At 72.3% G+C, this 25,456-nt stretch carries 26 protein-coding genes; 8 read left to right on the top strand and 18 right to left on the bottom strand.

Features of this window, described 5'->3' with window-relative positions; genetic code table 11:
* Nucleotides 1-371: 371 nt before the first annotated feature.
* Both ACH4S9_RS22810 and ACH4S9_RS22805 read left to right on the top strand, forming a co-directional pair.
* The gene (locus ACH4S9_RS22810) at nucleotides 372-1,040 is read left to right on the top strand and encodes a TrkA family potassium uptake protein (RefSeq protein ID WP_311723741.1); all 669 of its coding nucleotides are present in this window, start codon (nucleotides 372-374) and stop codon (nucleotides 1,038-1,040) included.
* 139 nt (nucleotides 1,041-1,179) lie between these two features.
* On the top strand, nucleotides 1,180-1,854 hold the full coding sequence (locus ACH4S9_RS22805) for a TrkA family potassium uptake protein (protein ID WP_311723742.1): 675 nt from the start codon (nucleotides 1,180-1,182) through the stop codon (nucleotides 1,852-1,854).
* An 85-nt stretch (nucleotides 1,855-1,939) separates the two neighbouring features.
* On the opposite strand, the gene ACH4S9_RS22800 is transcribed toward ACH4S9_RS22805, so the two are convergent.
* The 8 genes from ACH4S9_RS22800 to ACH4S9_RS22765 all read right to left on the bottom strand — a co-directional run bounded on the left by ACH4S9_RS22800 (nucleotide 1,940) and on the right by ACH4S9_RS22765 (nucleotide 10,030).
* Nucleotides 1,940-2,761, bottom strand: coding sequence for a DUF3159 domain-containing protein (locus ACH4S9_RS22800; protein WP_385346203.1), 822 nt, complete (start codon nucleotides 2,759-2,761; stop codon nucleotides 1,940-1,942).
* 3 nt (nucleotides 2,762-2,764) lie between these two features.
* The gene (locus ACH4S9_RS22795; RefSeq protein ID WP_311723744.1) at nucleotides 2,765-3,175 is read right to left on the bottom strand and encodes an OB-fold nucleic acid binding domain-containing protein; all 411 of its coding nucleotides are present in this window, start codon (nucleotides 3,173-3,175) and stop codon (nucleotides 2,765-2,767) included.
* 107 nt (nucleotides 3,176-3,282) lie between these two features.
* A complete protein-coding gene (locus ACH4S9_RS22790; protein ID WP_311723745.1) occupies nucleotides 3,283-3,966 on the bottom strand; it encodes a response regulator in 684 nt (227 codons plus the stop codon).
* A gap of 43 nt (nucleotides 3,967-4,009) precedes the next feature.
* Nucleotides 4,010-6,586, bottom strand: coding sequence for a sensor histidine kinase KdpD (locus tag ACH4S9_RS22785; protein ID WP_311723746.1), 2,577 nt, complete (start codon nucleotides 6,584-6,586; stop codon nucleotides 4,010-4,012).
* Between the two features lie 300 nt (nucleotides 6,587-6,886).
* Entirely contained in the window at nucleotides 6,887-7,804 is a 918-nt protein-coding gene (locus ACH4S9_RS22780; protein ID WP_398373693.1) for a hypothetical protein, read from the bottom strand.
* A gap of 283 nt (nucleotides 7,805-8,087) precedes the next feature.
* Nucleotides 8,088-8,867, bottom strand: coding sequence for a DUF3710 domain-containing protein (locus ACH4S9_RS22775; protein WP_311723748.1), 780 nt, complete (start codon nucleotides 8,865-8,867; stop codon nucleotides 8,088-8,090).
* Between the two features lies 1 nt (nucleotide 8,868).
* Nucleotides 8,869-9,396: a dUTP diphosphatase gene (dut, locus tag ACH4S9_RS22770; protein WP_311723749.1), complete on the bottom strand. Its 528-nt coding sequence runs from the start codon at nucleotides 9,394-9,396 to the stop codon at nucleotides 8,869-8,871.
* A 55-nt stretch (nucleotides 9,397-9,451) separates the two neighbouring features.
* On the bottom strand, nucleotides 9,452-10,030 hold the full coding sequence (locus ACH4S9_RS22765) for a PaaI family thioesterase (RefSeq protein WP_311723750.1): 579 nt from the start codon (nucleotides 10,028-10,030) through the stop codon (nucleotides 9,452-9,454).
* Between the two features lie 59 nt (nucleotides 10,031-10,089).
* Between ACH4S9_RS22765 and ACH4S9_RS22760 the strand changes: the two genes are divergently transcribed.
* Nucleotides 10,090-10,536, top strand: a complete 447-nt coding sequence (locus ACH4S9_RS22760; RefSeq protein ID WP_311723751.1) for a DUF3093 domain-containing protein — start codon at nucleotides 10,090-10,092, stop codon at nucleotides 10,534-10,536.
* Nucleotides 10,537-10,545: 9 nt separating this feature from the next.
* Here ACH4S9_RS22760 and ACH4S9_RS22755 read toward each other — a convergent pair whose 3' ends face one another.
* The 4 genes from ACH4S9_RS22755 to ACH4S9_RS22740 all read right to left on the bottom strand — a co-directional run bounded on the left by ACH4S9_RS22755 (nucleotide 10,546) and on the right by ACH4S9_RS22740 (nucleotide 13,900).
* Nucleotides 10,546-11,253 (bottom strand): hypothetical protein, encoded by a 708-nt coding sequence (locus ACH4S9_RS22755; RefSeq protein WP_398373692.1) that lies wholly within the window; start codon nucleotides 11,251-11,253, stop codon nucleotides 10,546-10,548.
* A gap of 13 nt (nucleotides 11,254-11,266) precedes the next feature.
* Nucleotides 11,267-11,569: a DUF4193 domain-containing protein gene (locus tag ACH4S9_RS22750; RefSeq protein WP_009714537.1), complete on the bottom strand. Its 303-nt coding sequence runs from the start codon at nucleotides 11,567-11,569 to the stop codon at nucleotides 11,267-11,269.
* A gap of 429 nt (nucleotides 11,570-11,998) precedes the next feature.
* The gene (locus ACH4S9_RS22745; RefSeq protein ID WP_311723753.1) at nucleotides 11,999-13,240 is read right to left on the bottom strand and encodes a HAMP domain-containing sensor histidine kinase; all 1,242 of its coding nucleotides are present in this window, start codon (nucleotides 13,238-13,240) and stop codon (nucleotides 11,999-12,001) included.
* Nucleotides 13,241-13,246: 6 nt separating this feature from the next.
* Nucleotides 13,247-13,900, bottom strand: coding sequence for a response regulator transcription factor (locus ACH4S9_RS22740; RefSeq protein ID WP_311723754.1), 654 nt, complete (start codon nucleotides 13,898-13,900; stop codon nucleotides 13,247-13,249).
* Nucleotides 13,901-14,205: 305 nt separating this feature from the next.
* Here ACH4S9_RS22740 and ACH4S9_RS22735 point away from each other — a divergent pair, with 305 nt between their 5' ends.
* Nucleotides 14,206-14,376 carry a hypothetical protein gene (locus ACH4S9_RS22735; RefSeq protein ID WP_170066589.1) on the top strand — a complete coding sequence of 57 codons (171 nt, stop codon included), beginning with the start codon at nucleotides 14,206-14,208 and terminating at the stop codon, nucleotides 14,374-14,376.
* 122 nt (nucleotides 14,377-14,498) lie between these two features.
* Here the strand turns inward: ACH4S9_RS22735 and ACH4S9_RS22730 are convergent, their stop codons facing one another.
* On the bottom strand, nucleotides 14,499-15,320 hold the full coding sequence (locus ACH4S9_RS22730; protein WP_398373691.1) for an inositol monophosphatase family protein: 822 nt from the start codon (nucleotides 15,318-15,320) through the stop codon (nucleotides 14,499-14,501).
* An 88-nt stretch (nucleotides 15,321-15,408) separates the two neighbouring features.
* The gene (locus ACH4S9_RS22725) at nucleotides 15,409-16,563 is read right to left on the bottom strand and encodes a ferrochelatase (RefSeq protein WP_398373690.1); all 1,155 of its coding nucleotides are present in this window, start codon (nucleotides 16,561-16,563) and stop codon (nucleotides 15,409-15,411) included.
* Nucleotides 16,564-16,719: 156 nt separating this feature from the next.
* Between ACH4S9_RS22725 and ACH4S9_RS22720 the strand changes: the two genes are divergently transcribed.
* The 3 genes from ACH4S9_RS22720 to sepH all read left to right on the top strand — a co-directional run bounded on the left by ACH4S9_RS22720 (nucleotide 16,720) and on the right by sepH (nucleotide 20,806).
* The gene (locus ACH4S9_RS22720) at nucleotides 16,720-17,985 is read left to right on the top strand and encodes an MFS transporter (protein WP_398373689.1); all 1,266 of its coding nucleotides are present in this window, start codon (nucleotides 16,720-16,722) and stop codon (nucleotides 17,983-17,985) included.
* Nucleotides 17,954-19,264: a D-arabinono-1,4-lactone oxidase gene (locus tag ACH4S9_RS22715; RefSeq protein ID WP_398373688.1), complete on the top strand. Its 1,311-nt coding sequence runs from the start codon at nucleotides 17,954-17,956 to the stop codon at nucleotides 19,262-19,264. Before ACH4S9_RS22720 ends, ACH4S9_RS22715 begins: the two co-directional genes overlap by 32 nt.
* Before the next feature lie 459 nt (nucleotides 19,265-19,723).
* Entirely contained in the window at nucleotides 19,724-20,806 is a 1,083-nt protein-coding gene (sepH, locus tag ACH4S9_RS22710) for a septation protein SepH (RefSeq protein ID WP_385346220.1), read from the top strand.
* Between the two features lie 75 nt (nucleotides 20,807-20,881).
* On the opposite strand, the gene ACH4S9_RS22705 is transcribed toward sepH, so the two are convergent.
* Nucleotides 20,882-21,718 carry a sulfurtransferase gene (locus ACH4S9_RS22705; protein WP_398373687.1) on the bottom strand — a complete coding sequence of 279 codons (837 nt, stop codon included), beginning with the start codon at nucleotides 21,716-21,718 and terminating at the stop codon, nucleotides 20,882-20,884.
* Nucleotides 21,719-21,997: 279 nt separating this feature from the next.
* Between ACH4S9_RS22705 and ACH4S9_RS22700 the strand changes: the two genes are divergently transcribed.
* Complete coding sequence (locus ACH4S9_RS22700; protein ID WP_385342019.1) at nucleotides 21,998-22,807, top strand: VOC family protein; 810 nt, start codon at nucleotides 21,998-22,000, stop codon at nucleotides 22,805-22,807.
* Nucleotides 22,808-22,814: 7 nt separating this feature from the next.
* On the opposite strand, the gene ACH4S9_RS22695 is transcribed toward ACH4S9_RS22700, so the two are convergent.
* From ACH4S9_RS22695 to ACH4S9_RS22685, 3 genes are all read right to left on the bottom strand, one after another.
* Nucleotides 22,815-23,528, bottom strand: coding sequence for a thymidine kinase (locus tag ACH4S9_RS22695; RefSeq protein ID WP_311723763.1), 714 nt, complete (start codon nucleotides 23,526-23,528; stop codon nucleotides 22,815-22,817).
* A gap of 64 nt (nucleotides 23,529-23,592) precedes the next feature.
* Nucleotides 23,593-24,825: an alkaline phosphatase family protein gene (locus ACH4S9_RS22690; protein WP_311723765.1), complete on the bottom strand. Its 1,233-nt coding sequence runs from the start codon at nucleotides 24,823-24,825 to the stop codon at nucleotides 23,593-23,595.
* Nucleotides 24,825-25,421: a DUF5998 family protein gene (locus tag ACH4S9_RS22685; RefSeq protein WP_311723766.1), complete on the bottom strand. Its 597-nt coding sequence runs from the start codon at nucleotides 25,419-25,421 to the stop codon at nucleotides 24,825-24,827. The genes ACH4S9_RS22690 and ACH4S9_RS22685 overlap by 1 nt, the downstream gene beginning before the upstream one ends.
* Between the last annotated feature and the right edge of the window lie 35 nt (nucleotides 25,422-25,456).

Below are 25,456 nucleotides of genomic sequence, written 5' to 3'. Positions count from 1 at the left end.
GCGTCCCGGCACCCGGCGACACGCCGACCACGGAGGCCGCGGACGCGCGGCGCGACGCCTCGCGCACCCCCCGGAACGTTCGCAAGCGGCAGTGCGCGTTCCGGGACGGTTCCGGCAGGGCCCCGGCGCGGCGGGGACTCCTGTACGCCGTATAGGTCACGGCCTCGACCAGGACCTGAGCAGGGGACTCGGGGCCGTCACACAAGTGCGGATACGGTGGTGACAGACGTTGCGGCGGCCGGCTTTCCGCTGCCGCGCGGCATCGACATCGCGGGCCTTTTGCCCCGCTGTCACCCCGTAGGCCTGGAAGGAAGATGTGAGCAGGGTGTTTGTGCAGTTCAGCACGGTAATGAGGAGTGCGGGGTAGTCGCATGCATATCGTGATCATGGGCTGCGGCCGGGTGGGTGCGGCGCTCGCCCAGACCCTGGAGCGACAGGGACATACCGTCGCCGTCGTCGACCAGGACCCGACCGCCTTCCGCCGCCTCGGTGCGGGCTTCGGCGGGCGCCGGGTGACCGGCGTCGGCTTCGACCAGGACACCCTGCGCGAGGCCGGCATCGAGGAGGCCGGGGCCTTCGCCGCGGTCAGCAGCGGCGACAACTCCAACATCATCGCGGCGCGGGTCGCGCGCGAGATGTTCGGCGTGGAGAACGTGGCGGCCCGTATCTACGACCCCCGCCGCGCCGAGGTCTACCAGCGGCTCGGCATCCCGACCGTGGCCACCGTGCGCTGGACCGCGGACCAGATGCTGCGGCGGCTGCTGCCGTCCGGCGCGGAGCCGCTGTGGCGGGACCCGAGCGGCGGGGTGCAGCTCGCCGAGGTGCACACCTCCCCCGCCTGGGTGGGCCACAAGGTCAGCAGGCTTCAGGAGGAGACCGGCGTGCGCGTCGCGTTCCTCACCCGGCTCGGCGAGGCGATGCTGCCGACCTCGGAGACGGTGTTGCAGGAGGGCGACCTGGTGCACGTGATGATGCGCACCGACGAGGTCGAGAAGGTCGAGGCGGCCTTTGACGAGGGACCTGAGGAGGCCGGACGGTGAGCAGGGGGCACCTCCCAGCGGTAGCTGGGGGAGCACGCACGGCAGCCGGGCCGCAGACGAAAGCGAAAGCCGCGCCTCTGCGCCGTGCGGGCGGCAGTGACATCAGCCGCTGGCGCGGCGGGGCGAACGAGGAGGCGCTGTGAGAGTCGCGATTGCCGGGGCGGGCGCCGTGGGGCGCTCCATCGCGGGCGAACTGCTGGAGAACGGGCACGAGGTGCTGCTCATCGACAAGGCGCCGACCGCCATCTCGGTGGAGCGGGTGCCGCAGGCCGAGTGGCTGCTGGCCGACGCCTGCGAGATCACCTCACTGGACGAGGCCGCGCTGCAGCGCTGCAACGTGGTGATCGCGGCGACCGGTGACGACAAGGTCAACCTGGTCGTCTCGCTGCTCGCGAAGACCGAGTACGGGGTGCCGCGGGTGGTCGCCCGGGTCAACAACCCCAAGAACGAGTGGCTGTTCAACGAGGCGTGGGGCGTCGATGTCGCGGTTTCCACGCCGCGGCTGATGTCGGCGCTGGTCGAGGAGGCGGTGAGCGTCGGCGACCTGGTCCGGCTGCTGCGCTTCAGCCACGGCGACGCCAACCTGGTGGAGCTGACGCTGCCGCCGGAGGCGGCGCTGGCCGGCACCCGGGTCGGGGACGTGGAGTGGCCGGAGGACACCTCGCTGGTCACCATCATCCGGGGCACGCGCGTGCTGACCCCGAGCAAGGACGACGTCCTGGAGGCGGGCGACGAGCTTCTCTTCGTCGCGGCCCAGGCCCGCGAGGAGCAGTTGGAGGAGCTCCTGTCCGTCCAGCGCGCGGACGCGTCCTAGCCACCACCGCACCCCCGTACACAACGAAAGCGCCGGGCGGCCGATTACGGGCCGCCCGGCGCTTTCGTGTGACGTGTCGGGGCGCTCAGGCGCGCGGCGGGTGGCGCCGGTCCGCGGATTCCTGCCGGGCCTCGTCGACGATCTGGTCGGCCCACTCCGCCAGCAGCGGGTCGGCGGCCTTCTCCGCCTCGGCCTTCACCCGCTCCCGCTCCTGCTCGGCCTTCTCCTCCGCCTCCATCTCCGCGATGACGTCGATCGGCGGCGGGGCCTTGGCCAGGAATATCCACGTCAGATAGACGGCCAGCAGGAACGGCGGAATGCCGAGCGCGACCTTGACCCAGCCGAGCTGGGTGGCGTCGCCCCACCAGTACAGCGGGAAGAGGATCGCCGACTTGGCGAGCAGGATGAGACCCCAGGCCCAGGTGGACTTGGTGTACGCGCGGAACCGGCCGGGGTTGCGGGTGCGCCAGGAGAGGTTCTCCCGGAGCATCGGCCCGAGCAGCACGCCGATCAGCGGATAGCGGAAGATCGCCGAGAGGACGTAGGCGACCGCCAGCCCCAGGGTGTAGAGCATGCCCGGCAGATAGAAGTTCTTCGCGTCGCCGGACATCATCGCGAAGATCGCGCCGAAGGCGACCCCGAAGACCCCGCTGAAGGCGTGCTTGAGGGTCTCCTTGCGGATCAGCCGGGCGAGCGCGAGAAGCACCGTGAGCCCCAGCGACGCCAGGGCCGCCAGGTGGATGTCGCGCTTGATCGTGTAGAGCAGTACGAAGACCAGTCCGGGAACGGTGGTGTCCACCATGCCCCGCACCCCGCCGAACGCTTCCAGAAGCGCGGTGTCCGCCGCCGCTCTGCTCTGCGCGGCGGACCGCTTTTCGGCCTCGGTCGGCTCGTCGTCTCTCGTCACCGGCTACTCCTGTCCGAGCGGTCGGAGTTCGTACTTGGGGTTGAACAGCACCCGGCGGCCGTGGCTCATGGAGATCCGGCCGGTGGCGATCAGTCTGCGGCCGGGCTCGATCCCGAGGATGGAGCGGCGGCCCAGCCACACCACGTCCAGGGCGGCGGTCCCGTCGAAGAGCTCCGCCTCCAGCGCGGGCACCCCGGCCCGCGGCCGCAGTGTGACGGTGCGCAGTGTACCGGCCACCTTGACTATCTGCCGGTCACCGCAATCGCCGATCTTGGTGCATCCGGCGGCCTCCGCGTCCTGCTGAAGCTCCGCGGAGTGAAGCTCCTCCTGGGAAGTCGAAAGCCGGTCCAGCATCCGCCGGAAGCGGCCGACCGGCTTGTCTGACTTGCCGGGTGGCTGGTCTGGGACACTCATACGGCCAGCGTACCGGGGCGCTCTCACAGGGTCGCCGCCCAACCGGCGCGCACGGCCCGAACCGGCGCTCACGGCGCGGACGGGCGCTCACGGCGCGGGACGGGCGCTCATGGCTCGAAGCGGTAGCCCATGCCCGGCTCGGTGACGAAGTGGCGCGGGTGCGAGGGGTCGGCCTCCAGCTTGCGGCGCAGCTGGGCCATATAGACCCGCAGATAGTTGGTCTCGGTGCCGTACGACGGGCCCCAGACCTCCTGAAGCAGCTGCTTCTGACTGACCAGCCGGCCCGTGTTGCGGATCAGGACCTCCAGCAGATGCCATTCGGTGGGCGTCAGCCGGACGTCCGCGCCGCCGCGGTTGACCTTCTTGGCGGCCAGGTCGACCGTGAACCCCTCGGTCGCCACCACCGCGGCGTCCCCGCCCGCCCCGGCGGGCTCGGCGCGGCGCACGGCGGCGCGCAGCCGGGCCAGGAGCTCGTCCATGCCGAAGGGCTTGGTGACATAGTCGTCGGCCCCGGCGTCGAGCGCCTCGACCTTCTCGTCCGAGGTCTGGCGGGCCGAGAGGACGAGGATCGGCACCCGGGTCCAGCCGCGCAGCCCCTTGATCACCTCGACGCCGTCCATGTCGGGCAGGCCCAGGTCGAGCACGATCACGTCGGGGTGGCGGGTGGCGGCGAGCCGGAGGGCGGTGGCGCCGTCCGAGGCGGAGTCGACCTCGTACTTGCGCGCCTTCAGGTTGATCACGAGGGCGCGCACGATCTGCGGCTCGTCGTCCACCACGAGCACCCGGTTCATCTGACGGCCTGCCTTTCGCTCCGCTGTGGTCGATTGTGGCTGATCACGAGGTGACCTGGGCGGGCAGCCCGGAGCCGACCGGCGCCCGGCCGGCGGCGGCCAGGGTGAGCACCATCGTCATCCCGCCGCCCGGGGTGTCCTCGGCGGCCAGCCGGCCGCCCATCGCCTCCACGAAGCCGCGGGCGACCGCGAGCCCGAGGCCGACCCCCGCGCCGCGCGGGGCGTCGCCGTACCGCTGGAAGGGCTCGAAGATCCGGTCCTTGGCGCTGTCGGGGACGCCGGGGCCGCGGTCGGCGACGCGCAGCTCGACGCGGTCGCCGAGGGCGCTCGCGGACACCAGGACGGGCCGGCCGGCCGGGCTGTACTTCACGGCGTTCTCCACGATGTTGGCGACGCTGCGCTCCAGCAGGCCGGGGTCGACCGCGACCATCGGCAGCTCCTCGGGGATGTCGAGGCTGACGCCGCTCTCCGGGACGCCGACCAGGGCCATCGGCACCACCTCGTCGAGGTCGATCTCGCGGATCAGCGGTGTGACGGTGCCGGTCTGGAGCCGGGACATGTCGAGGAGGTTCCCGACCAGGTGGTCGAGGCGGTCGGCGCCCTCCTCGATGCCCTCCAGCAGCTCGGCCTCGTCCTCGGGCGACCAGGCGACGTCGTCGGAGCGCAGCGAGGACACGGCCGCCTTGATGGCCGCCAGGGGGGTGCGCAGATCGTGGCTGACGGCGGCCAGCAGCGCGGTGCGTATGCGGTTGCCCTCGGCGAGCTCCCGGGCCCGCTCGGCCTCGAGGGCCAGCCGCTGCCGGTCCAGGACCACGGCGGCCTGGGCGGCGAAGGCGGCGAGCACCCGGCGGTCGGCGGCGGGCAGCACCCGGCCGGAGAGCGCGAGCGCCATGTGGTCGCCGACCGGCATGTCGACGTCCGCGTCCTCGGGCCGCTCGGGCGGCGGCGCTCCCCCGCCGCCGCCGACGCTGCCCGCGCAGGTCCAGGGGTCGACGTCGCTCTCCCGCTCCAGCAGCGCCACGGAGTCCATGGAGAAGGTCTCGCGGACCCGCTCCAGCAGCGCCGTAAGGCTCGTCTCGCCGCGCAGCACGCTTCCCGCGAGGAAGGACAGCACCTCGGATTCGGCGCGCAGCCGGGCGGCCTGGTGGGTGCGGCGCGCGGCGAGGTCGACGACGGAGGCCACACAGACGGCCACGGCGACGAAGACCGCGATGGCGAAGATGTTCTGGGGGTCGGCGATGGTCAGGGTGTGGGTGGGCGGGGTGAAGTAGTAGTTGAGCAGCAGCGAGCCCACGGCCGCCGAGCCGAGGGCGGGCAGCAGCCCGCCGAGCAGCGCCGCCACCACGGTGAGGAACAGGAACAGCAGCACCTCGTTGGCGAAGCCCGGTCCGCTGTCGGAGGCGAGCGCGCCGCCCACGTGGGTGAGCAGCACGGTGAGCAGGACCGGCCCGGCCACCGCCACCAGCCAGCCCGCGATCAGCCGGGTGCGGCTGAGCCGGGCGCCGCGCGCGACCGGCAGGCCGCGGCCCTTGGCGACCTCCTCGTGGGTGACGATGTGCACGTCGAGGTCGGGCCCGGAGTCACGGGCGACGGTGGCGCCCACGCCCGGCCCGAAGATGTACTGCCAGGTCTTGCGGCGGCTGGAGCCGAGGACTATCTGGGTGGCGTTGACCCCGCGCGCGAAGTCCAGCAGCGCGCTGGGGATGTCCTCCCCGATGACATGGTGGAAGGTGCCGCCCAGGTCCTCCACGAGGGTGCGCTGGATCGCGAGCTCCTTGGGCGAGACGGAAGTCAGGCCGAGGCCGTCGCTGCGGGCGACGTAGACGGCCAGCACCTCGCTGCCCGAGCCCTTGGCCGCCATCCGGGCGGCGCGGCGGATGAGGGTGCGCCCCTCGGGGCCGCCGGTGAGGCCGACGACGATGCGCTCGCGGGCCTGCCAGGTGGAGCGGATGCTGTGCTCGGAGCGGTACTGCTGGAGGTACTCGTCGACCCGGTCCGCCGTCCACAGCAGGGCCAGCTCGCGCAGCGCGGTGAGGTTGCCGGGCCGGAAGTAGTTGGACAGCGCAGCGTCGACCTTGTCGGGCTGGTAGATGTTGCCGTGCGCCATCCGGCGGCGCAGCGCCTGGGGCGACATGTCGACCAGCTCGATCTGGTCGGCGCGGCGGACGACCTCGTCGGGCACGGTCTCCCGCTGCCGCACGCCCGTGATCGACTCCACCACGTCGCCCAGCGACTCCAGGTGCTGGATGTTGAGGTTGGAAACAACATCAATGCCTGCCCGCAGCAGCTCCTCGACGTCCTGCCAGCGCTTGGCGTTCCGGGAGCCGGGGACGTTGGTGTGGGCGAGTTCGTCGACGAGGGCGACGGCGGGGCGGCGGGCCAGGACCGCGTCCACGTCCATCTCGGTGAACAGGGCCTCGCGGTACTCCATCTTCCGGCGGGACACTTCTTCGAGACCGCGCAGCATCACCTGGGTGCGGGGGCGGCCGTGATGCTCGACGAAGCCGACGACGAGGTCGGTGCCGCGCTCGGCCCGCCGGTGCCCCTCGGACAGCATGGCGTACGTCTTGCCGACGCCCGGCGCCGCGCCGAGATAGATCCGAAGCTTGCCGCGTCTCATGGCCCCATTTTCCCCGTCGGGCGTTACCCCTGGTTGCGCGGGTTTCCCGTGGTGCGGGTACTCCCGGTCGTACGAGCGTCAGCGCTTGACGACTCTTGGGGATTCTCAACGATAACGAACCTCCCTTCCGACCACTTTTGATCGCTATTGATGCCTCCCTGACGACCATGACCGCACTATTGACGCCTTCTTTACGCACGTTCTTTACGCACGCATGAAAAGGCCGGTGGGCCGCACTCCGAGGGAGGGAGTGCGGCCCACCGGCGCCCGCTGGCGTCAGGCTCTGCCGACGACCTGGAATCAGCCGGAGGCCAGCGAGCAGCCCGCCAGGGCGTCGAGACCAGAGGGGGCGGTCGCGCCCTGGCGGGAGATCGAGATGCGGATGCGGTCGATGGTCGAGGCTCGCTTGTCCTTCAGCGGGCCGAGGATCGCGTTCTGGACGAAGTTCGGGCCGCCCTGGCCCACCGTCGAGGCCAGCCGCTTGTTGGCCTCGTCGATCTGCGTCTGGAGCAGCGTCAGGTTGCGGTCCACCTCCGCCTGCGAGGCCGCGGGCACCGCGCCGACCTTCGACGCGACGTCCGGGCAGCTGATCGCCTGCCCGGTCCCCGAGCCGGCCCCGGCGTCCGAGCCCGCGCCGTCCTCCGCCCCGGAGCCCGGATCCGTGGGCTCGGCCGTGGCCGGGGCGGACGCCGGCGGCTCCGCCGCGCCGGAGCCCGCGTCGCCGCCGGCGCCCGCGTCGCCGCCCGCGCCCGCGTCGCCGCCCGCGCCCGCGTCGCCGCCCGCGCCCAGGGCGCACTCGGAGAGCGCGTCCAGCCCCTGGGGCTTCTCGGCATGGCGGCCGATGGAGATCGCGATGCGGTCCAGGGTGGACTTCCGCTTGTCCGCCAGCGGGCCGAGGATCGCGTTCTGGACGAAGTTCGGGCCGCCCTGCCCCACCGTTGAGGCCAGCCGCTTGTTGGCCTCGTCGATCTGCGTCTGCAACAGCGCCAGGTTGCGGTCCACCTCCGCCTGGGCCTGGGCGGGGATCTCGGGAAGGGAGCCCGTCACGTCGGGGCAGCTGATGGAGGACGCCGCTTTGGTGCTCGCGTTGTTGCTCGCTCCCGAGCCGTCCTGCCCGGCCATGGCGGCTCCCACGGCGACAGCCGCGCAGGTAACACCGCCGATGGCACCGACAACTATGACGCGCCGACGGTGCAGTAACGGAAGGCCACGGGACATCTGATCACCTCGTGAGGTCACAAACAGCAACGGTCTACTGGTCGCGCCCCGTCCTGCCCCTGCTCCGGGTCGCGCAAGGTCTCGCGCCCATCAGTACGGGCGGGGTGACGGCTGTGTTCAATGTGTCCCGAGAGAAACCCGAGAAAAAATCCGAGAAAAACCCCGAGAAAAAACCGCTGCGAGGAAAAGCGCAGGTCACCCGGGCAAGCCGAGGGGCCCGGGAGCCTGGCTCCCGGGCCCCTCGGGCTCGGACTGACTGGCGACGGCCGCGCGCGGCGGGCGCTCAGCGCACCTCGCTGATCTCCGGACCGCGCTGGAGCCGGTCGGCGCCGCCCGCGAACCGCGAGCCCTGCGCCTCCTCCTGCTGCACCCCGTCCGGCACCATCTGCGCGTCGTCCGGCAGCTTGAGGACGATCGGATCGCGCGGGGCCATCGGGCCCTCGCCGCGCACCACGACCGTGTCCCGGAAGATCGCCTCCAGCAGGCTGCCGGTCTCGGGCTGCACCGCGCCCTGCCCGGAGATCACCCCGCGCAGGAACCAGCGCGGCCCGTCCACCCCGACGAAGCGGACGACCTGCACGCCGTTCTTGCCGTCGGGCAGCTGCACCGGCACCTGGGCGCGCAGCTCCCAGCCCAGCGGACCCTCGACCTCGTCGACGACCCCGCCCTGCTGGGTGATGCCGGTGGCGATCTCGTCGCGCACCTCGCCCCAGATGCCTTCCTTCTTGGGCGCTGCGAACCCCTGGAGCTGGACGGCGCTGTCCCGCAGCACCACCGTCGCGGCGACGATCGCGTCGCCCGCGACCTCCACCCGCAGCTCCATGCCCTCGACCCCGGGCACGAACAGGCCGCCCAGATCCACCCGGCCCTCACCGGGCTCACGTACCTCGGATACGTCCCACGGCCCTTCGGGGCGCGGCGCCGGGGGCAGGCTCACCCTCTCGGCGACGGCGTCCTCTCCGGGATCCGCGGCGTCCTCCGCATCCTCGGCCAACTCCTCGGAGGCCACGTCGAGCGACTCGACGTCCTCGTCCTTGCTGCGCTTGCGGCGACGTCCGAACACGTCATCGTCCTTCCCGGTCGGAACCGACCGAAGCGTACCTATTCCCACCCGATGCCCTACCCGTTGAACCGTCCACGGCGGCATGACCGCCGGTGGACCCGAAGCCCCCGTCGGCCCGCGCCGAACCGGGAAGCTCCGCCACCTCGTGGAAGCGCACCTTCTCGACCTGCTGGACGATCAGTTGGGCGACCCGGTCGAGGCGCTCGAACCGCACGCTCTCGCGGGGGTCCAGGTTGACCACGATCACCTTGATTTCTCCACGGTACCCGGCATCGATGGTCCCGGGCGCATTCACCATGGCGACCCCACAGCGGGCGGCGAGTCCGGACCTCGGATGCACGAAGGCGGCATACCCGTCCGGGAGCGCGATAGACACTCCGGTCGGCAGTACGGCGCGCTCACCGGGGGCGAGCTCGACCGCCTCCGTGGTGACGAGGTCGGCACCGGCATCGCCGGGGTGGGCATACGCGGGGATCGGCACCTCGGGGTCCACCCTGCGGATCAACACGTCTACGGGCGTCACACTCATGCCTTCACCTTCGCCTTTGTTCCCTTCGCCGGCAGCTTCTCCGACCACGGCGCGCTCATGGATTCACCTCGAACGCGCGCGCGAGCTTCACCTGGTCCGGATCGGCGAGCGCCGCGTCGATCTCAGCCGGCCGGCCGTTCTTGAGGAAGTGGTCGACCTTGACCTCTATGAAGACCGCGGCGGCGCGCACCGCGACCGGGCCGTCCGGGCCGCCGATCCGGCCCGTGGCCTCGGAGTAGATCTTGCGTCCGTGCACCGCGGTCACCCGCGCTTCCAGATGCAGCACGGTGCCCACGGGCACCGGCCGGAGGAAGTCCGTCTCCAGCCGCCCGGTCACCGCGATCACCCGCTGGAGCCAGCTGAGCGAGCCGAGCGTCTCGTCCAGCGCCGAGGTCAGCACCCCGCCGTGGGCGAGGCCCGGCGCTCCCTGGTGGATGGGGTCCACGGTGAACTCGGCCGTGACGCTCACTCCGTCCCCCGCCCGGATCTCAAGGCGCAGACCGTGCTCCTGGCCGCAGCCGAAACACCCCTCGTAGTGCCCGCCGAGCACGTCTCCGGGCGCCGGGGCGTCGGGGTGCCTGACGGGTGCCCTGGAGCCGTCAGGCGGGTTCAGCGCGGTCCTTGTTCCACTCACAACGGCTGACCTTACCCGCGCGGGAAGCGCCGGTCGGCGGCCATGCCAAGCTTGAGCCCATGCAGCCTTACGAAGAACGCCTGACCGCACCCCGTTCATGGTGGTTCATCGCATTTCTGATCGGGGTGGCGACGGCACTGATCATGCTCCCCTTCGGGACGCTGCCCATGCTCGGCGGACTGATCGGCGGGGCGGCGGCCTCCGCCGTCGTGGTGAGTTCCTACGGTTCGGTGCGGGTCCGGGTGGTGGCGGGCTCGCTGGTCGCGGGCGACGCCAAGATCCCGGTGTCGGCGCTGGGCACGGCCGAGACGCTGGACCGCGACGAGGCGGTCGCCTGGCGCACCTACAAGGCCGATCCGCGGGCGTTCATGCTGCTGCGCAGCTACATCCCGACCGCGCTGCGGGTGGAGGTCACCGACCCGCAGGACCCGACGCCGTACGTCTACGTCTCGACCCGCGACCCCGAGGGCCTGTCCGCCGCGCTCTCGGCCGTACGGGCCCAGTAGCCGCGCGGGCTACGCCTCCAGCGGCGGGAGCGCGATCCAGGGCACCTGCCGACCGCGCAGATCCTTGCGGATCTTCCGGGCGAGCTTCTTGGTGTCGCGCCGGTTCATCGCGGCGCCCACGGTGGCGCCGATCATGAAGGGCGCGAGGTTCGGCAGATTGCGGAAGCTGCGCTTGAGGACCTGCTGGCGCAGCTCACGCTTCATCTGAACGCCGAGCGCGGCGTTCACACTGGCCGGGACGGCGGCGTCGACGCCGCGCTCCTCGGCCCAGGACCCGAGGTACGCGATAGCGCGCTGCCGGACGGTGCCGGGCGCGCGCACCCCGTAGACCTCATGGAGCTCGGCGATGAGCTTGATCTCTATCGAGGCGACGCCGATGATCTCGGCGGCCAGCTCGGTGGGCATGGCGGGCGGGGCCGGCAGCATCGCCGCGGCGCCGACGCCCGCGCCCACGGTGGAGGTGCCGTTAGCCGCACCGGCCACCAGTTTGTCCGCGATCTCCTCCGGGCCGAGCCCGGGGAACTGCTTGCGCAGCGCGGCCAGGTCGCGGACCGGGATGCGTGGAGCGTTCGCGACGATCCGGTCGGCGACCGCGTAGACCCCCGCTCTTGCGCGCTCGCCTCCCTTCCGGGCACCTTGGCCGATGGCGGCCGCGAGCGAGGCCAGCCGGCCTCGCTCGACGTGCGCTCCGGTCACGTCACCATGCTCCGCGTCCACGCCTGACCCGCGGCTACGCCGCGCAGTCGCGGCAGATCGGCTGGCCGTTCTTGGTCTCGGCGGCCAGCTGGCTGCGGTGGTGCACAAGGAAGCAGCTCATGCAGGTGAACTCGTCGGCCTGGCGGGGCAGCACCCGCACGGACAGCTCCTCATTGGAGAGGTCCGCGCCGGGCAGCTCCAAGCCCTCGGCCTGCTCGAACTCATCCACGTCGACAGTCGACGCGGACTTGTCGTTACGCCGGGCCTTCAGCTCCTCAATGCTGTCCTCGTTGACGTCGTCGTCGGTCTTGCGTGGGGTGTCGTAATCCGTTGCCATGTCGCTCTCCCCCTCTGGGTGTCTGCGGTGTCTCCAGCGCACGTAACGCGTGAGAGGCCGGACTTGTGCCCGACCCGAGGCGGAGATTTTGCCTCACATCAAGGTCTGTTACTCAATCGACACCCAACCGCACCCCTGAAGAGGTGATCGGCTTGGATGGCGATCGGGACCGTACACGGTCCGAAAGTCGCATCCACATGCGCCCTCACGTGTACTTCCCGTGATCACGACCTCGGGAAACCCGGACTTTCCCGGCTTTCCACCGGTCGCGACGATCACACAGAGTATATGGCTTGAAATTCGCCCATGTGATCGATCACACAGGATACAGGCGGGGGTCGGATCGCCAAAATTCCTCCCAAAGCGAACGCGCTCACGGCGATGTCCAGGACCTTCTCCGGCGCGGGCTCCGCTGCGGGATCCGCCGCCTCAGAGCGGGAGCACCACGCGCATGACCAAGCCTCCGCCGTCCCGCGGCTCGGCGGTGATCCGCCCGCCGTGGGCCCGGGCCACCGAGCGGGCGATCGACAGACCGAGCCCGACGCCCTTGTCGCTGCCCGTGCGCTCGGTGCGCAGCCTGCGGAACGGCTCGAAGATGTTGTCCAGCTCGTAGGCCGGGACCACCGGCCCGGTGTTCGCCACGACCAGCACCGCCTGCCCCGTCCCCTCCTGGACCTCGGTGGTCACCTCCACCCAGCCGTCCTCGGGGACGTTGTACCGCACCGCGTTCTGGATGAGGTTCAGCGCGATCCGCTCCAGCAGCACGCCGTTGCCCTGGACGACGGCGGGGTCGCGCACCCCCCGTACCTCCACGCCCTTGTCCTGCGCCTCCGTACGGACCTGCTCCAGCGCCTGGGAGGCGACCTCGGCGAGGTCCACGCGCTTGCGGTCGACGATCTCGTTGTCGCTGCGGGCGAGCAGCAGCAACCCCTCCACCAGCTGCTCGCTGCGCTCGTTGGTGGCCAGCAGCGTCTTGCCGAGCTGGGACAGATCGGGGGACGCCTGCGGGTCGGAGAGCTGCACCTCCAGCAGGGTGCGGTTGATCGCCAGCGGGGTGCGCAACTCATGCGAGGCGTTGGCCACGAACCGCTGCTGGGCGGTGAACGCGCGGTCCAGGCGCTCCAGCATCTCGTCGAAGGTGTCGGCCAGCTCCTTCAGCTCGTCGTCCGGGCCGTCCAGCTTGATCCGCCGGGACAGGTCCGAGCCCGCCACCTGGCGCGCGGTGCGGGTGATCCGGCCCAGCGGCGAGAGCACCCGGCCGGCCATGGCGTAGCCGAAGGCGAAGGCCAGCACGGCCAGGCCCAGCAGCACCAGCAGCGACCGGCGCAGCAGGGCGTCGAGGGCGAGGGCGCGCTGGTGGTTCATGCACTGGGCCACCGCCTGGTTGAACAGCGTGGTGCTGCTGTTGCTCGGCAGCTCACAGCTGGGGTCGGTGAGGCTGTAGTCCATCTTGACGATCTGGAAGGGAAGCTTGCTGCTCCCCTGGAGAACGTCCGCCGCCAGCAGATAGATGATCGTCAGCAGCACCACGCCGGCGATCAGGAACATCCCGCCGTACAGCAGGGTGAGACGTATCCGGATCGTGGGGCGCAGCCAGGGCCGCGGGCTCGACGGCCGCGGGTCCCAGCTGGGCTTGGGTGGTGCGGTGGGCGGAAGCGGGGTCGTGGCCATGCCCGGTCAGATCCGGTAGCCGGAGCCGGGCACGGTGACGATCACCGCGGGCTCGCCGAGCTTGCGGCGCAGCGTCATGACGGTGACCCGGACCACGTTGGTGAACGGGTCGGTGTTCTCGTCCCACGCCTTCTCCAGCAGCTGCTCGGCGGAGACGACGGCGCCCTCGCTGCGCATCAGCACCTCGAGCACCGCGAACTCCTTGGGGGCCAGCTGGACCTCCCGGCCGTCCCGGAAGACCTCGCGACGGTTGGGGTCCAGCTTGATCCCGGCGCGCTCCAGGACGGGCGGCAGGGCGACGGTGGTGCGGCGGCCGAGCGCCCGCACCCGGGCGATCAGCTCGCTGAAGGCGAAGGGCTTGGGCAGATAGTCGTCGGCGCCGATCTCCAGGCCCTCGACGCGGTCGCTGACATCGCCGGAGGCGGTGAGCATCAGCACGCGGGTGGGCATGCCGAGCTCGACGAGCTTGCGGCACACATCGTCGCCGTGGACCAGCGGCAGGTCCCGGTCAAGGACGACCACGTCGTAGTCGTTGACCGAAATCCGTTCCAGGGCGGCGGCCCCGTCGTACACGACGTCGACGGCCATGGCCTCCCGGCGCAGTCCGGTGGCCACCGCATCGGCGAGCAGCTGCTCGTCCTCGACGACGAGTACACGCACGGTCGTCAGTCCTTCCCTTGGGCCCCATGGGCGCGATCCGGCCGGACTCGATCGGCGCCCGGCGCCTCCATCCTGCCTCGAAGGCTCATAAACCGGCGGTAAGGGGGATCCGGAAGGGACTGCTCAAGATTCTTTTTCGGCAGAGGTTTCCGCTCGCGGAGCGATGGGGAGGACGACTGCACACCCGCGATCACGCCCTGTATGTGGCATCCCACAAGCATCTGTGCCATCAGCAGGGACCACGCACGTGATCGTCCCGCCGTCGGCACACCCCCGTGCCACCGACCCACGACGAGGGGGCGCACATGGACGCGTTCACCGCAGGGATTCTGCAGCGTATAGAGACCACCAAGTCCGACCTCACCCGCGCCCGTGAGACGGGCGACGACTTCCTCGCCGACGTCGAGCTGTCGGAGCTTGAAGACCTCCGCCGACTCGCCGCCGAACATGGCGTGGAGGTCGGTGCGATCGCCTGACGGCGGTCCTCCGGCACCCACGTCACCGACCCCGCGGCGCCCCGGCTGCCCTTGTGGCACCGGGGCGCCGTGCTGTCCCTCGACGGGGCCCTCAAGCGGTCGGCGCCCGGTCGGGGCGCTCGTCAGTCGTGCCAGGCGCCCAGGTCCTCCAGGAGCCGCTGGAGCGGCTCGAAGAGGCCGGGGGGTGCGGCGATGGTGAGCTCGCCGGACGCCAGGACGCCCGGGCGGCCTCCGGTCAGCGCGCCCGCCTCGCGGGCTATCAGCTCGCCGGCCCCGTAGTCCCAGGGGTTCAGCCCGCGCTCGTAGTACGCGTCGAGCCGGCCGCAGGCCACATCGCACAGGTCGATCGCGGCCGATCCGCCGCGCCGGATGTCGCGCACCTTCGGCACCAGCGCGCGGACGACCTCGGCCTGGCCGACGCGCCGCTCGGTGAGGTAGCCGAAGCCGGTGCCCACGAGCGCCTGGTCGAGCACGGGCGCGGGGCGGCAGTGGATCCGCTCCCGGCTCCCCTGTCCCTCGTGCGCCACGACGTACGCGCCGCCGCCGAGGACCGCCTGGTACGTCTCGCGGCGCATCGGCGCCGTCACCACGCCCACGACCGTCTCGCCGCCCCACTCGGCGGCGATGCTCACCGCCCAGGCCGGCAGGCCGTAGAGGTAGTTGACCGTGCCGTCGAGCGGGTCGATCACCCAGCGCACCCCGCTGCTGCCCTCGGTGCTCGCGCCCTCCTCCCCCAGCAGGCCGTCGTCGGGGCGGCGCTCGGCGAGGAAGTCCGTGATCAGCTTCTCGGCGGCCAGGTCCATCTCGGTGACCACGTCGATGGGGCTGCTCTTCGTGGCGGCCACGCCGAGGTCGGCCGGGCGGCCGTCGCGCAGCAGCTCTCCCGCCCGGTGGGCGGCCTCCAGGGCGACGTCGAGCAGTTCGGTCGTGAGGGAGTCGGTCATCGTGCTCCTAGTGCTCCTTGAGGCGTGCAGGCAGGCGTGCGGGCGGGCGTGGTGGCCGGGCTTCCCGGGCCGGGGCGGTGGCGCGCGCTCAGTCCGTGCCCGCGGCGGCGGGCCGCGGCGCCCGGGCCGGGCAGCAGCCCGCCGGGCAGAGGTCGTGGCTCGGGCCGAGCGCGCCCAGCGCGCAGCGCTGCGGCGCGGCGGCCTCCCGGCCGGCGGCGAAGCGCTCGGTGGCCGCGCGCTCCAGCACCAGCTCGCGCACCGCGGCCGCGAAGCGCGGGTCCGCGCCCACGGTCGAGGCGCGCGCGACCGGCAGCCCCAGCTCCTCGGCCTTGGCCGCCGCCTCCGTGTCGAGGTCGTACTTGACCTCCATGTGGTCCGAGACGAAGCCGATCGGGACCATCACGGCGGCGGGGGCGCCCGCGCCGTGCACCTCCTCCAGGTGGTCGCAGATGTCCGGCTCCAGCCAGGGGATGTGCGGGGCGCCGCTGCGCGACTGGTAGACCAGGCGCCAGGGGTGCTCCACGCCGGTCTCCTCGCGCACCGCGTCCGCGATCAGCCGGGCCACGTCGAGGTGCTGGGCGACATACGCGCCACCGTCCCCGTGGTCCCGCGGCGGGCCGGAGGTGTCGGCGGCGGCGGTCGGGATGGAGTGTGTGGTGAAGGCGAGGTGGGCTCCGGCGCGCACCGCCTCGGGCAGCCCGGCGAGCGCGGCGAGCGTCGCGTCGATCATGGGACGGACGAAGCCGGGGTGGTTGAAGTAGTGCCGCAGCTTGTCGACGCGCGGCGGCTCGAGGCCCTCCGCCTCCAGCGCGGCGAGCGCGTCGGCGAGGTTCTCGCGGTACTGGCGGCAGCCGGAGTACGAGGCGTACGCGCTGGTGGCCAGCACGAGGACGCGGCGGTGGCCGTCGGCGACCACCTCGCGCAGGGTGTCGGTCAGATAGGGCGCCCAGTTGCGATTGCCCCAGTAGACGGGCAGCTCGAGGCCGTGCTCCGCGAAGTCCTTGCGCAGCGCCTGGAGCAGCTCGCGGTTCTGCGCGTTGATCGGGCTGACCCCGCCGAAGAGGAAGTAGTGCCGGCCCACTTCCTTCAGTCGCTCGCGGGGGATGCCGCGCCCGCGCGTCACGTTCTCCAGGAACGGCACCACGTCTTCCGGACCCTCGGGACCGCCGAAGGAGAGCAACAACAGGGCGTCGTACGGGGCGGAGGACCGAGCGTGGGATGGCTGGGCTGACTGATCCGGCATGTTCCCGATCCTGCCACCCGGCACTGACGGGCGGGAAATGCACCTGCGCCGCCCTGTGGATGCCCGTAACCTGTGTCGGCGTCTACGTTCCTTACCGCTCAGCCGCATACCTGCTCATCGCCGTGCCCACGACCTGCCCACCCGCGGAGCCACCCCTTGCCCAGTCCCGGCCCTTATCGCGCGATCTTCGCCGCCCCCGGCACCAAGGGGTTCGCCGCCGCAGGGTTCCCCGGCCGGCTGATGATCTCGATGGAATCCATCGGCGTGGTCACCATGATCTCCGAGCTCACCGGCCGGTACGGCCTGGCGGGCGCGGTGGCGGCCACGCTCGCGATCTCCTCGGCGTTGCTGGGCCCCCAGGTCTCCCGGCTGGTGGACCGGCACGGCCAGCGCCGGGTGCTGCGGCCGGCCGCACTCGTCGCGCTCACCGCCCTCGCCGGGCTGCTGCTGAGCGCGCATCTGCGCTGGCCGGACTGGACGCTGTTCGCGTTCGCCGCGGCGGCCGGGTGCGTGCCGAGCCTCGGGGCGATGGTGCGGGCCCGCTGGGCGGCGCTCTACCGAGACGTGCCGCGGAAGCTGCACGCCGCGTACGCCTTCGAGTCCGTCGTCGACGAGGTCTGCTTCATCGTCGGCCCGATCCTGTCCGTCGGGCTGTCCACCGCCTGGTTCCCGGAGGCGGGCCCCCTGCTGGCCGGCTGCTTCCTGGCGATCGGGGTGGTGGCGCTGACCGCACAGCGCGCCACCGAGCCGGTGCCGCATCCCCGCGAGCACCACACCGGCGGCGCGGCGCTGCGCTCGGCCGGGCTGCTCGTGCTGGTGACCACCTTCGCGGCCGTCGGCGCGCTCTTCGGGGCGATCGACGTGGTGACGGTGGCCTTCGCCGAGGAGCAGGGCCACAAGGCCGCGGCGAGCGTGGTGCTCGCCATCTACGCGGCGGGGTCCTGCCTGGCGGGCGCGGTCTTCGGGCTGCTGCGCCTCACCGGCTCGGCGCCCCGTAGGTGGCTGCTGGGTGTCTGTGCGATCGCCGTGAGTATGATCCCCCTCCAACTGGTCGGGAACCTTTCGTTTCTGGCCGTGGCGCTCTTCGTCGCGGGCCTGGCCGTCGCACCGACGATGGTCACCACCATGGCCCTGGTCGAACAGCACGTGCCACGCGCACGACTGACCGAGGGCATGACCTGGGTGAGCACCGGGCTCTCGGTCGGAGTGGCGCTCGGCTCGTCGACCGCCGGCTGGGTGGTCGACGCCTCCGGGGCGCGCGCGGGGTACGCGGTGTCGGCCGTGGCCGGGGCGTTCGCGGCGGCGGTGGCGTTCCTCGGGTACCGCCGGCTGCGGTCGGCGCCACAGCGGGAGGGGTCGGGTGCGGATGGCCGTAAGAACCGTAAGGACCATGAGGGCCAGCCGGAACGGCGTGTGGCGTAACTGGGCGGGGAATGTGATCGCCCGGCCCGCGCGCAGCATCGCCCCCTCGTCCACCGCGGAGCTGGCCGAGGTGGTGCGCCGGGCGGCCGAGGAGGGCCTGCGGGTGAAGCCGGTGGGCACCGGGCACTCCTTCACGGCCGTGGCCGCCACGGACGGGCTGCTGATACGTCCCGAGCGGCTGGCCGGGGTCCGGGAGATCGACCGGGAGGCGGGGACGGTGACCGTCGCGGCCGGCACCCCGCTGTGGCAGCTCAACCAGACCCTGTCGGCGCACGGCCTGTCGCTGACCAATATGGGCGACATCATGGAGCAGACGGTGTCGGGGGCCACCGCCACCGGCACGCATGGCACCGGCCGGTCAAGCGCGTCGATCGCCGCCCAGATCAGGGGCCTGGAGCTGGTGACGGCGGACGGCTCGGTGCTGCGCTGCTCGGACCGGGAGAACCCGGAGATCTTCTCCGCCGCCCGGATCGGGCTCGGGGCGCTGGGCGTGGTCAGCGCGATCACCTTCGCGGTGGAGCCGGAGTTCCTGCTCACCGCACGCGAGGAACCCATGCCCTTCGACCGGGTCATGGCGGATTTCGACCAACTTGTCGCCGAGAACGAGCACTTCGAGTTCTACTGGTTTCCGCACACCGGAAACTGCAACACCAAGCGCAACAACCGCGCCGATGGGCCCGCCGCTCCGCTGGGCCGGGTGAGCGGCTGGGTCGACGACGAACTGCTCTCCAACGGCATCTTCCAGGTGGCCTGTTCCGTGGGGCGGGCGGTGCCCGCCACCATCCCCGGCATCGCCAAGATCTCCAGCCGGGCGCTGTCGGCCCGCACGTACACGGACATCCCTTACAAAGTCTTCACCAGTCCGCGCCGGGTCCGCTTCGTGGAGATGGAGTACGCGGTGGAGCGCGAGGCCGCGGTCACGGCGCTGCGCGAGCTCAAGGCGACCGTGGAGCGCTCGGGCCTCAGGGTCGGCTTCCCGGTGGAGGTGCGCACCGCGCCCGCCGACGACATCCCGCTGTCCACCGCCTCCGGCCGGGAGACCGCCTACATCGCGGTGCATCTGTACCGGGGCACCCCGCACCGGGAGTACTTCACCGCCGCCGAGCAGATCATGACCGCGCACGGCGGGCGCCCGCACTGGGGCAAGCTGCACAGCCGCGATGCCGCGTATCTGGCCGAGGTCTACCCGCGCTTCGGAGAGTTCACGGCCGTCCGCGACCGGCTCGATCCGGAGCGGCGGTTCGGCAACGACTATCTGCGGCGGGTGCTGGGCGACTGACGCATCCGCACATTCGTTCCCGCACATGAAGGGAAGCGAGCAAAAACGAAGTAGATCGTTCCGTTTCTGTCGATCATGTGAAACTTGCCACCCACTTCACGGGCGACACCGCCCGATTCCCGGTCCGCGGGCCCCGCGCGGCGAGAACTCGGCTGGCGCGCCGCTCCACCTGAGCGGCCCGAATGGAGTACTGTGACGATCCTTGGCCCCGCTTTCCCGTCCGGCCGCCCGGACCCAACGGGAGGGGTCGGACGGCGGCAACTCAACCGGCGGCGCCGCGACATGACATGGGGATCGCTGCCCCGAGCGACGGCGCCGTCGCTTTGGGCTGCAAACAGGTCACCGTGCCATAACGGCGGATCGGGGTGCAGGCCCGACACGCCGGGCAACTCGGCAAAGTTGTGGCAGGCTGCACCCGGGCAGGCCACACTCGTCTAGCGGGAGAGCAGCGACGCAACCGTGACGTCGGCAGGCACCACCCGGGAGGTCCCCATGCCCGAACTGCGTGTCGTGGCCGTCAGCAACGACGGCACACGGCTGGTGCTCAAGGCTGCGGACAGCACGGAGTACACACTTCCCATCGACGAGCGACTGCGCGCTGCCGTGCGCAACGACCGCGCTCGGCTCGGCCAGATCGAGATCGAGGTCGAGAGCCATCTGCGGCCGCGTGACATCCAGGCCCGTATACGCGCCGGCGCCTCGGCCGAAGAGGTCGCGCAGATGGCGGGCATCCCCGTCGACCGCGTGCGCCGCTTCGAGGGACCGGTGCTCGCGGAGCGCGCCTTCATGGCCGAGCGCGCCCGCAAGACCCCCGTGCGCCGCCCCGGCGAGAACGCCGGGCCCCAGCTCGGCGAGGCGGTCGCGGAGCGGCTGCTGCTGCGCGGCGCCGAGAAGGACACCGCGCAGTGGGACTCCTGGCGGCGTGACGACGGCACCTGGGAGGTGCTGCTGGTCTACCGCGTGGCCGGGGAGCCGCACTCGGCCAGCTGGACCTACGACCCGCCCCGGCGGCTGGTGCAGGCCGTCGACGACGAGGCCCGGGCGCTGATCGGCGAGGCCGACGACACCCCGGAGCCGAGCTTCCCCTTCGTGCCGCGGATCGCCCGGCTGCCGCGTGACCGCGACCGGGACCGGGACCGGCTGGGCGCGCCCGAGCGCGGTGACGGCGATGCCGAGTCCGCGTCGGCGTCCGCCTCGGTGGACGACGGGCTCGGCGGGGAGCGGGACTCGCTCACCAGCCTGCTGGAAGCCGTGCCCAACTTCCGCGGCGACATGATCGTGCCGGAGCCGCCGGGCGTCTCCTCCCCGCCGGACGAGCCGGCCGAGGAGCCGGAGGCCGTCGAGCCGCCGGCCCCGGCGGCGAGCGCCGGCTCGGCGTACGCGGACGTCCTGATGCCGCGTTCGGTCGCCGGGCACCGCGACCGGCTGACCGGCACCACGGACCGTCAGGCGGAGGCGGACGGCGTGCGTCCGGGCCGCCGGGCGGCGGTGCCGAGCTGGGACGAGATCGTCTTCGGCACCCGCCGCAAGAAGCAGGACTAGCGGCAACAGCAGCCGCACCGGGCCCCGCCGTCGCTCCGACGGCGGGGCCCGGTCGCGTTGGCCCGGTGTGGGACCTCAGCCGCGGTCGGGGCCGGTGGCCACCGGGCGGGCCGGGTCGGCCGACCATTCGCTCCAGGAGCCGACGTACAGGGCGGCCGGGACGCCCGCGACCGCCAGGGCCAGCACCTGGTGCGCGGCCGAGACGCCCGAGCCGCAGTAGACCCCCACCTCGGTGCCCTCGGCGGCGCCGAGTTCGCCGAAGCGCTCGGCCAGCCGCTCGGCCGGCAGGAACCGGCCCTCGGGGGTGACGTTCTCCATCGTCGGCGCCGAGACCGCCCCGGGGATGTGCCCGGCCACGGGGTCGATCGGCTCCACCTCGCCCCGGTACCGCTCGCCCGCCCGCGCGTCCAGCAGCACCCCGCGCCGGGCCAGCGCCGCCGCGCCGTCCGCGTCCAGCAGCGGCAGGGCGCCGGGGCGCGGCTCGAAGTCGCCCTCGGGCGGGGCGGTCACCTCGGTGCTCAGCGGGCCGCCCTGCTCGGTCCAGGCCGCCAGGCCGCCGTCGAGGACGCGTACGGACGGGTGGCCCGCCCAGCGCAGCAGCCACCAGGCGCGCGCCGCGGCCCACCCCTGTCCGCCGTCGTACGCCACCACGCGCCGGTCCGCGCGGACTCCGGCCCGGCGCATCGCGGCGGCGAAGACGGACAGATCGGGCAGCGGGTGGCGGCCGGCCGCGCCCGCGGGGCCCGCGAGTTCGGCCTCGAGGTCGACGTAGACCGCGCCGGGGAGGTGCCCGGCCTCGTACGCCGGGCGGCCGGGCGGGCCGCCCAGCTGGTAGCGGACGTCCAGGAGGAGCGGCGGCTGCTCTCCCGCCAACTCATCCATGAGATCGGATGCGGTGATGATGGCATTCATGGGAACCATCCTTGCGTAGATGTGACTGCGACTATTGGCCCACTCGATCACCCGCCGTACAGCTGACGGACCCCCCGCGACCATGGCTCGGAAACGGATGCCCGGCCCGAAAGCGGGCATTGTCCTGGCGGGAGCCGCGAATTGCGGCGCGGCCAGGGCCCGTGTCACGACAGGTGGTGCAAATATCTGTCGGGCGCGACCACCCCCACCACCGCCCCGCACACCAGCGGGCGGGCCGAAGCCGTACGGACACCACAATGGTCCGAGGAGAGAGTGAAGATGACCGAGGCAGCGACCCGGCGCACACCGGGCACGCCCTGTTGGACGAGCCTGATGGTGCACAGCCTGGCCGCGACGCAGGACTTCTACCACGCCTTGTTCGGTTGGGAGTTCACCCCGGGGCCACGGCACCTGGGCCCGTATGTACGCGCGCGGATCGGCGACCGGCTGGTCGCCGGGCTGGGCGAGCTGCCTCCGGAGCGCCACCTCCCGGTCGCCTGGACGACGTATCTGGCCTCCGACGACGTCGACGAGACGGCGGAGCTGATCCGCGCGTGCGGCGGCACCGTGGCGGTGGGCCCGCTGGACGCGGACGACGCGGGCCGGATGGCTCTCGCGGCCGATCCGGAGGGCGCGGCCTTCGGCGTGTGGCAGGAGCGCGAGGGCCTGGGCACCGAGGAGATCGGGGTGCCGGGCTCCCCGGTCTGGCATGAGCTGATGACCCGTGAGTCCTCGGCCGTCGGCAAGTTCTACGACATGGTCTTCGGCTGCGACAGCGAGCCCTCTCCCCGTCGGTCCGACGGCCCCGGCACGGCCCCCGGATCCGAATCCGGATCCGATGTGCGGACCCTGCGGGTGGCGGGGCGGCCGGTGGCCGCGATCCACGGCCTGGGCGGCGCGCTCCCGCGCGACCGGGGCCCGCACTGGCGGACCCACTTCGCGGTGACGGACGTGGACAAGGCGGTGCGCCAGGTGGCCGAGCTGGGCGGCTATGTGGTCCTCCCGCCACAGGACGGCGCGAGGGGCCGTACGGCCACCGTCACGGACCCGGAGGGGGCGGCCTTCACCCTGGTCGGAACGGACGGCTGACGGACGGCTAGGAGGCGGTCCAGGGCGTTTCGCCGGTGTCGCCGGACGCGGGGGCGGGGATCGGGGCCGGGGACGTCGGGTCGACGGGGAGGACGTCGGGCGACAGCGCGGCGGCGCGGGCGGCGGCGGCCGTCATGCGGCGGCTGTGGTGGCGCCGGCACAGCACCTCGTAACCCACCTCGGTCCCGGGCTGGTTGACGTCGCCGACGACCACCTGGGCGCCCTCGACGACCATCTCGCCGCCGACGGTCCGGGCGTTGTGCGTGGCGCGGGCCCCGCACCAGCACAACGCCTCGACCTGGAGCACCTCGATCCGGTCCGCGAGTTCGACCAGGCGCTGCGAGCCGGGGAAGAGCTTGCTGCGGAAATCGGTGGTGATGCCGAAGGCGAAGACGTCGAGCCCGAGGTCGTCCACGACCCGGGCGAGCTGGTCGATCTGGGGCGGGGCGAGGAACTGCGCCTCGTCCACGATCACATAGTCGGCGCGGCCCCCGGCCGTGAGCGTCCCGACGACATGGGCGTAGAAGTCCAGGTCGTCACCCGCCTCGACGGCCTCGGTGACCAGCCCGAGCCGCGAGGAGAGCTTGCCCCGGCCCGCCCGGTCGTCCCGGGTGTAGATCATGCCCTGGAGCCCGCGCGTCGAGCGGTTGTGCTCGATCTGGAGAGCGAGGGTGCTCTTTCCGCAGTCCATGGTTCCGGAGAAGAACACCAGCTCGGGCATGGGAGTGGTGAGGCCTTTCGTACGGGAGGGGCGGGCAGGCGAGCGGGGCGGGCGGAGGAACGGCTCAGGAGCGTACTTCGAGGAGCGGGACGAGCTGCTCGACGGGGGTCATCGAGCCGTGCAGCCCCACCATCGCCGACTCCTTCGGCTCGGTCCGCGAGGCGACGATCGCGACGTCCGCGCTGGCCGCGGCCACCACATCGCCGATCCGCCGGTACACCCGCTCGTCCACGCCGCCGCCGACGCCAGCGTCGTCAGGCCGCCCGAACCAGCCCGCCTCGATGGCCTCGTCGCGGCTCGCCACCCACATCCGGTCGCCGAGCACCTCGCGCCACACGGCCAGCACATCGCCCGCGGCGCCGGGGACCGCGTACACATGGCGGGCGCGGCCCTCGCCGCCCAGCAGGGCGACGCCGGCCCGCAGCTCCCAGTCCTCGTCGAAGTCGATCCGGGACTCCGGGTCGAAGGGGATGTCGATCATGCCGTGGTCGGCGGTGACATAGAGGGCGGCGCGGGGCGGCAGCTGCTCGGCGAGGCGCTGGACGAGCCCGTCCACATAGCGCAGCTGGGCGCGCCACTCGTCGGAGTCGACGCCGAAGCGGTGCCCCTTGCCGTCGACTTCGCTGTAGTACGTGTACACCAGCGAGCGGTCGCCCGCGGCCAGCTGCTCGGCCGCGAGATCCATGCGCTCCTCGCCGGTCAGCCGGCCGTGGAAGGTGCCGCCGCTCAGCGCGACCTTGGTGAGCGGGGTCTCGGCGAAGGTCGGCGCGGACACCTGGCAGGTGTGCACGCCTGCGGCGTCGGCCAGTTGGAAGACGGTGGGGTACGGCTGCCAGGCGTGCGGGTCCGTCCACGGCTGCCAGCGCAGCTGGTTCATCAGCCCGCCGGTGGCGGGGTCGGCCACCGTGTAGCCGGGCAGGCCGTGGGCGCCGGGCGGCAGGCCCGTGCCGACGGAGGCCAGCGAGGTCGCGGTGGTGGAGGGGAAGCCCGCCGTGATGGGCTCGCCGGTGCCGCCCAGCGAGCCGGCCAGCAGCGAGGTCAGAAACGGCGCCTCGGCGGGGTGGGCGCGCAGCAGCTCCCAGCCGAGGCCGTCGACCAGGAAGACGCAGACGCGGTCGGCGGGCGCGAGGGCGAGGCCCGAGGCAAGGCCCGGGACCCCCTGGCCCGCGGCGACGGCGGGCAGCAGATCGGCGAGCGAGCCCGTGCCGTAGCGGGGCGCGGGGGCGGAGCGCGGGTCGAGCGGCTCGGGCTCATGCCATGGGGAGGCAGTGGTGGAGCCCGCGGTGAAGTCGGACATCAGCGGCCGGCGTCCGGCGTGTCCACGGTGGCTTCGGAGAGCGACTGGGCAAAAGCGAGGGTCTGACGGACGCTGTCGGGGCCGTCGCCCGCCTCGCTGACCCGCAGGCTGAGGTCGTCGGCGGTGGAGGAGCCGGTGTAGCCGTGGTCGGCCTCGCAGTTGGGGTCGCCGCAGGCGGCGGGCTCGAGGTCGAGACGGTTGACGGCGCCCCAGCCGATGGTGAGGACCACCTCGCGGGGCAGCGTGCCGGGGGTGTACGACTCGGGGTTGGCCACGACCCGGCTGAGCACCACCGAGGAGATCCGCTGGAGCTTCACCGACTCGGTGGAGGTGGTCGCGTACGGCGACGGGGAGGTGCCGTCGGCGGCCTGCTCGTCGGTGTGGCTGACGATGAAGCGGGTGCCGGTCAGGACGAGGACCGTGACATGGCGGCGGACCTCGTTGGAGTCGAAGGTGGTCTCCTGGTGGACCAGATACGAGACGACGGGCTCACCGCCCACAGCGGCCTCCACCGCCTCGGCAACGAGTGCCGGGTAATAGCCACTGCGCTCGATCGCCGCGCGCAGCCCCTTGGTCGTCGTACCGGTCTTCGCCATGTGCCCATCCTACGGGCCCGCGCCGACACCGGCGC

The sequence above is a fragment of the Streptomyces sp. NPDC021225 genome (assembly GCF_044332865.1).
Classification (GTDB): domain Bacteria; phylum Actinomycetota; class Actinomycetes; order Streptomycetales; family Streptomycetaceae; genus Streptomyces.
The sequence above is the reverse complement of the archived record's forward strand: the minus strand, read 5'-3'. Positions and strand labels throughout refer to the sequence as shown.

Excerpts from the sequence above, each read along its gene's own strand:
- ACH4S9_RS22685 (WP_311723766.1), bottom strand. The coding sequence starts at position 25,421 with ATGGCGAAGACCGGTACGACGACCAAGGGGCTGCGCGCGGCGATCGAG.
- ACH4S9_RS22715 (WP_398373688.1), top strand. The coding sequence starts at position 17,954 with ATGAGGGCCAGCCGGAACGGCGTGTGGCGTAACTGGGCGGGGAATGTG.
- ACH4S9_RS22785 (WP_311723746.1), bottom strand. The coding sequence starts at position 6,586 with ATGAGACGCGGCAAGCTTCGGATCTATCTCGGCGCGGCGCCGGGCGTC.
- ACH4S9_RS22725 (WP_398373690.1), bottom strand. The coding sequence starts at position 16,563 with ATGCCGGATCAGTCAGCCCAGCCATCCCACGCTCGGTCCTCCGCCCCG.
- ACH4S9_RS22795 (WP_311723744.1), bottom strand. The coding sequence starts at position 3,175 with ATGAGTGTCCCAGACCAGCCACCCGGCAAGTCAGACAAGCCGGTCGGC.
- ACH4S9_RS22695 (WP_311723763.1), bottom strand. The coding sequence starts at position 23,528 with ATGCCCGAGCTGGTGTTCTTCTCCGGAACCATGGACTGCGGAAAGAGC.
- ACH4S9_RS22730 (WP_398373691.1), bottom strand. The coding sequence starts at position 15,320 with ATGACCGACTCCCTCACGACCGAACTGCTCGACGTCGCCCTGGAGGCC.
- ACH4S9_RS22790 (WP_311723745.1), bottom strand. The coding sequence starts at position 3,966 with ATGAACCGGGTGCTCGTGGTGGACGACGAGCCGCAGATCGTGCGCGCC.
- dut (WP_311723749.1), bottom strand. The coding sequence starts at position 9,396 with ATGAGTGTGACGCCCGTAGACGTGTTGATCCGCAGGGTGGACCCCGAG.
- ACH4S9_RS22760 (WP_311723751.1), top strand. The coding sequence starts at position 10,090 with ATGCAGCCTTACGAAGAACGCCTGACCGCACCCCGTTCATGGTGGTTC.
- ACH4S9_RS22735 (WP_170066589.1), top strand. The coding sequence starts at position 14,206 with ATGGACGCGTTCACCGCAGGGATTCTGCAGCGTATAGAGACCACCAAG.
- ACH4S9_RS22810 (WP_311723741.1), top strand. The coding sequence starts at position 372 with ATGCATATCGTGATCATGGGCTGCGGCCGGGTGGGTGCGGCGCTCGCC.
- ACH4S9_RS22750 (WP_009714537.1), bottom strand. The coding sequence starts at position 11,569 with ATGGCAACGGATTACGACACCCCACGCAAGACCGACGACGACGTCAAC.
- ACH4S9_RS22780 (WP_398373693.1), bottom strand. The coding sequence starts at position 7,804 with ATGTCCCGTGGCCTTCCGTTACTGCACCGTCGGCGCGTCATAGTTGTC.
- ACH4S9_RS22690 (WP_311723765.1), bottom strand. The coding sequence starts at position 24,825 with ATGTCCGACTTCACCGCGGGCTCCACCACTGCCTCCCCATGGCATGAG.
- ACH4S9_RS22705 (WP_398373687.1), bottom strand. The coding sequence starts at position 21,718 with ATGAATGCCATCATCACCGCATCCGATCTCATGGATGAGTTGGCGGGA.
- ACH4S9_RS22745 (WP_311723753.1), bottom strand. The coding sequence starts at position 13,240 with ATGGCCACGACCCCGCTTCCGCCCACCGCACCACCCAAGCCCAGCTGG.
- ACH4S9_RS22700 (WP_385342019.1), top strand. The coding sequence starts at position 21,998 with ATGACCGAGGCAGCGACCCGGCGCACACCGGGCACGCCCTGTTGGACG.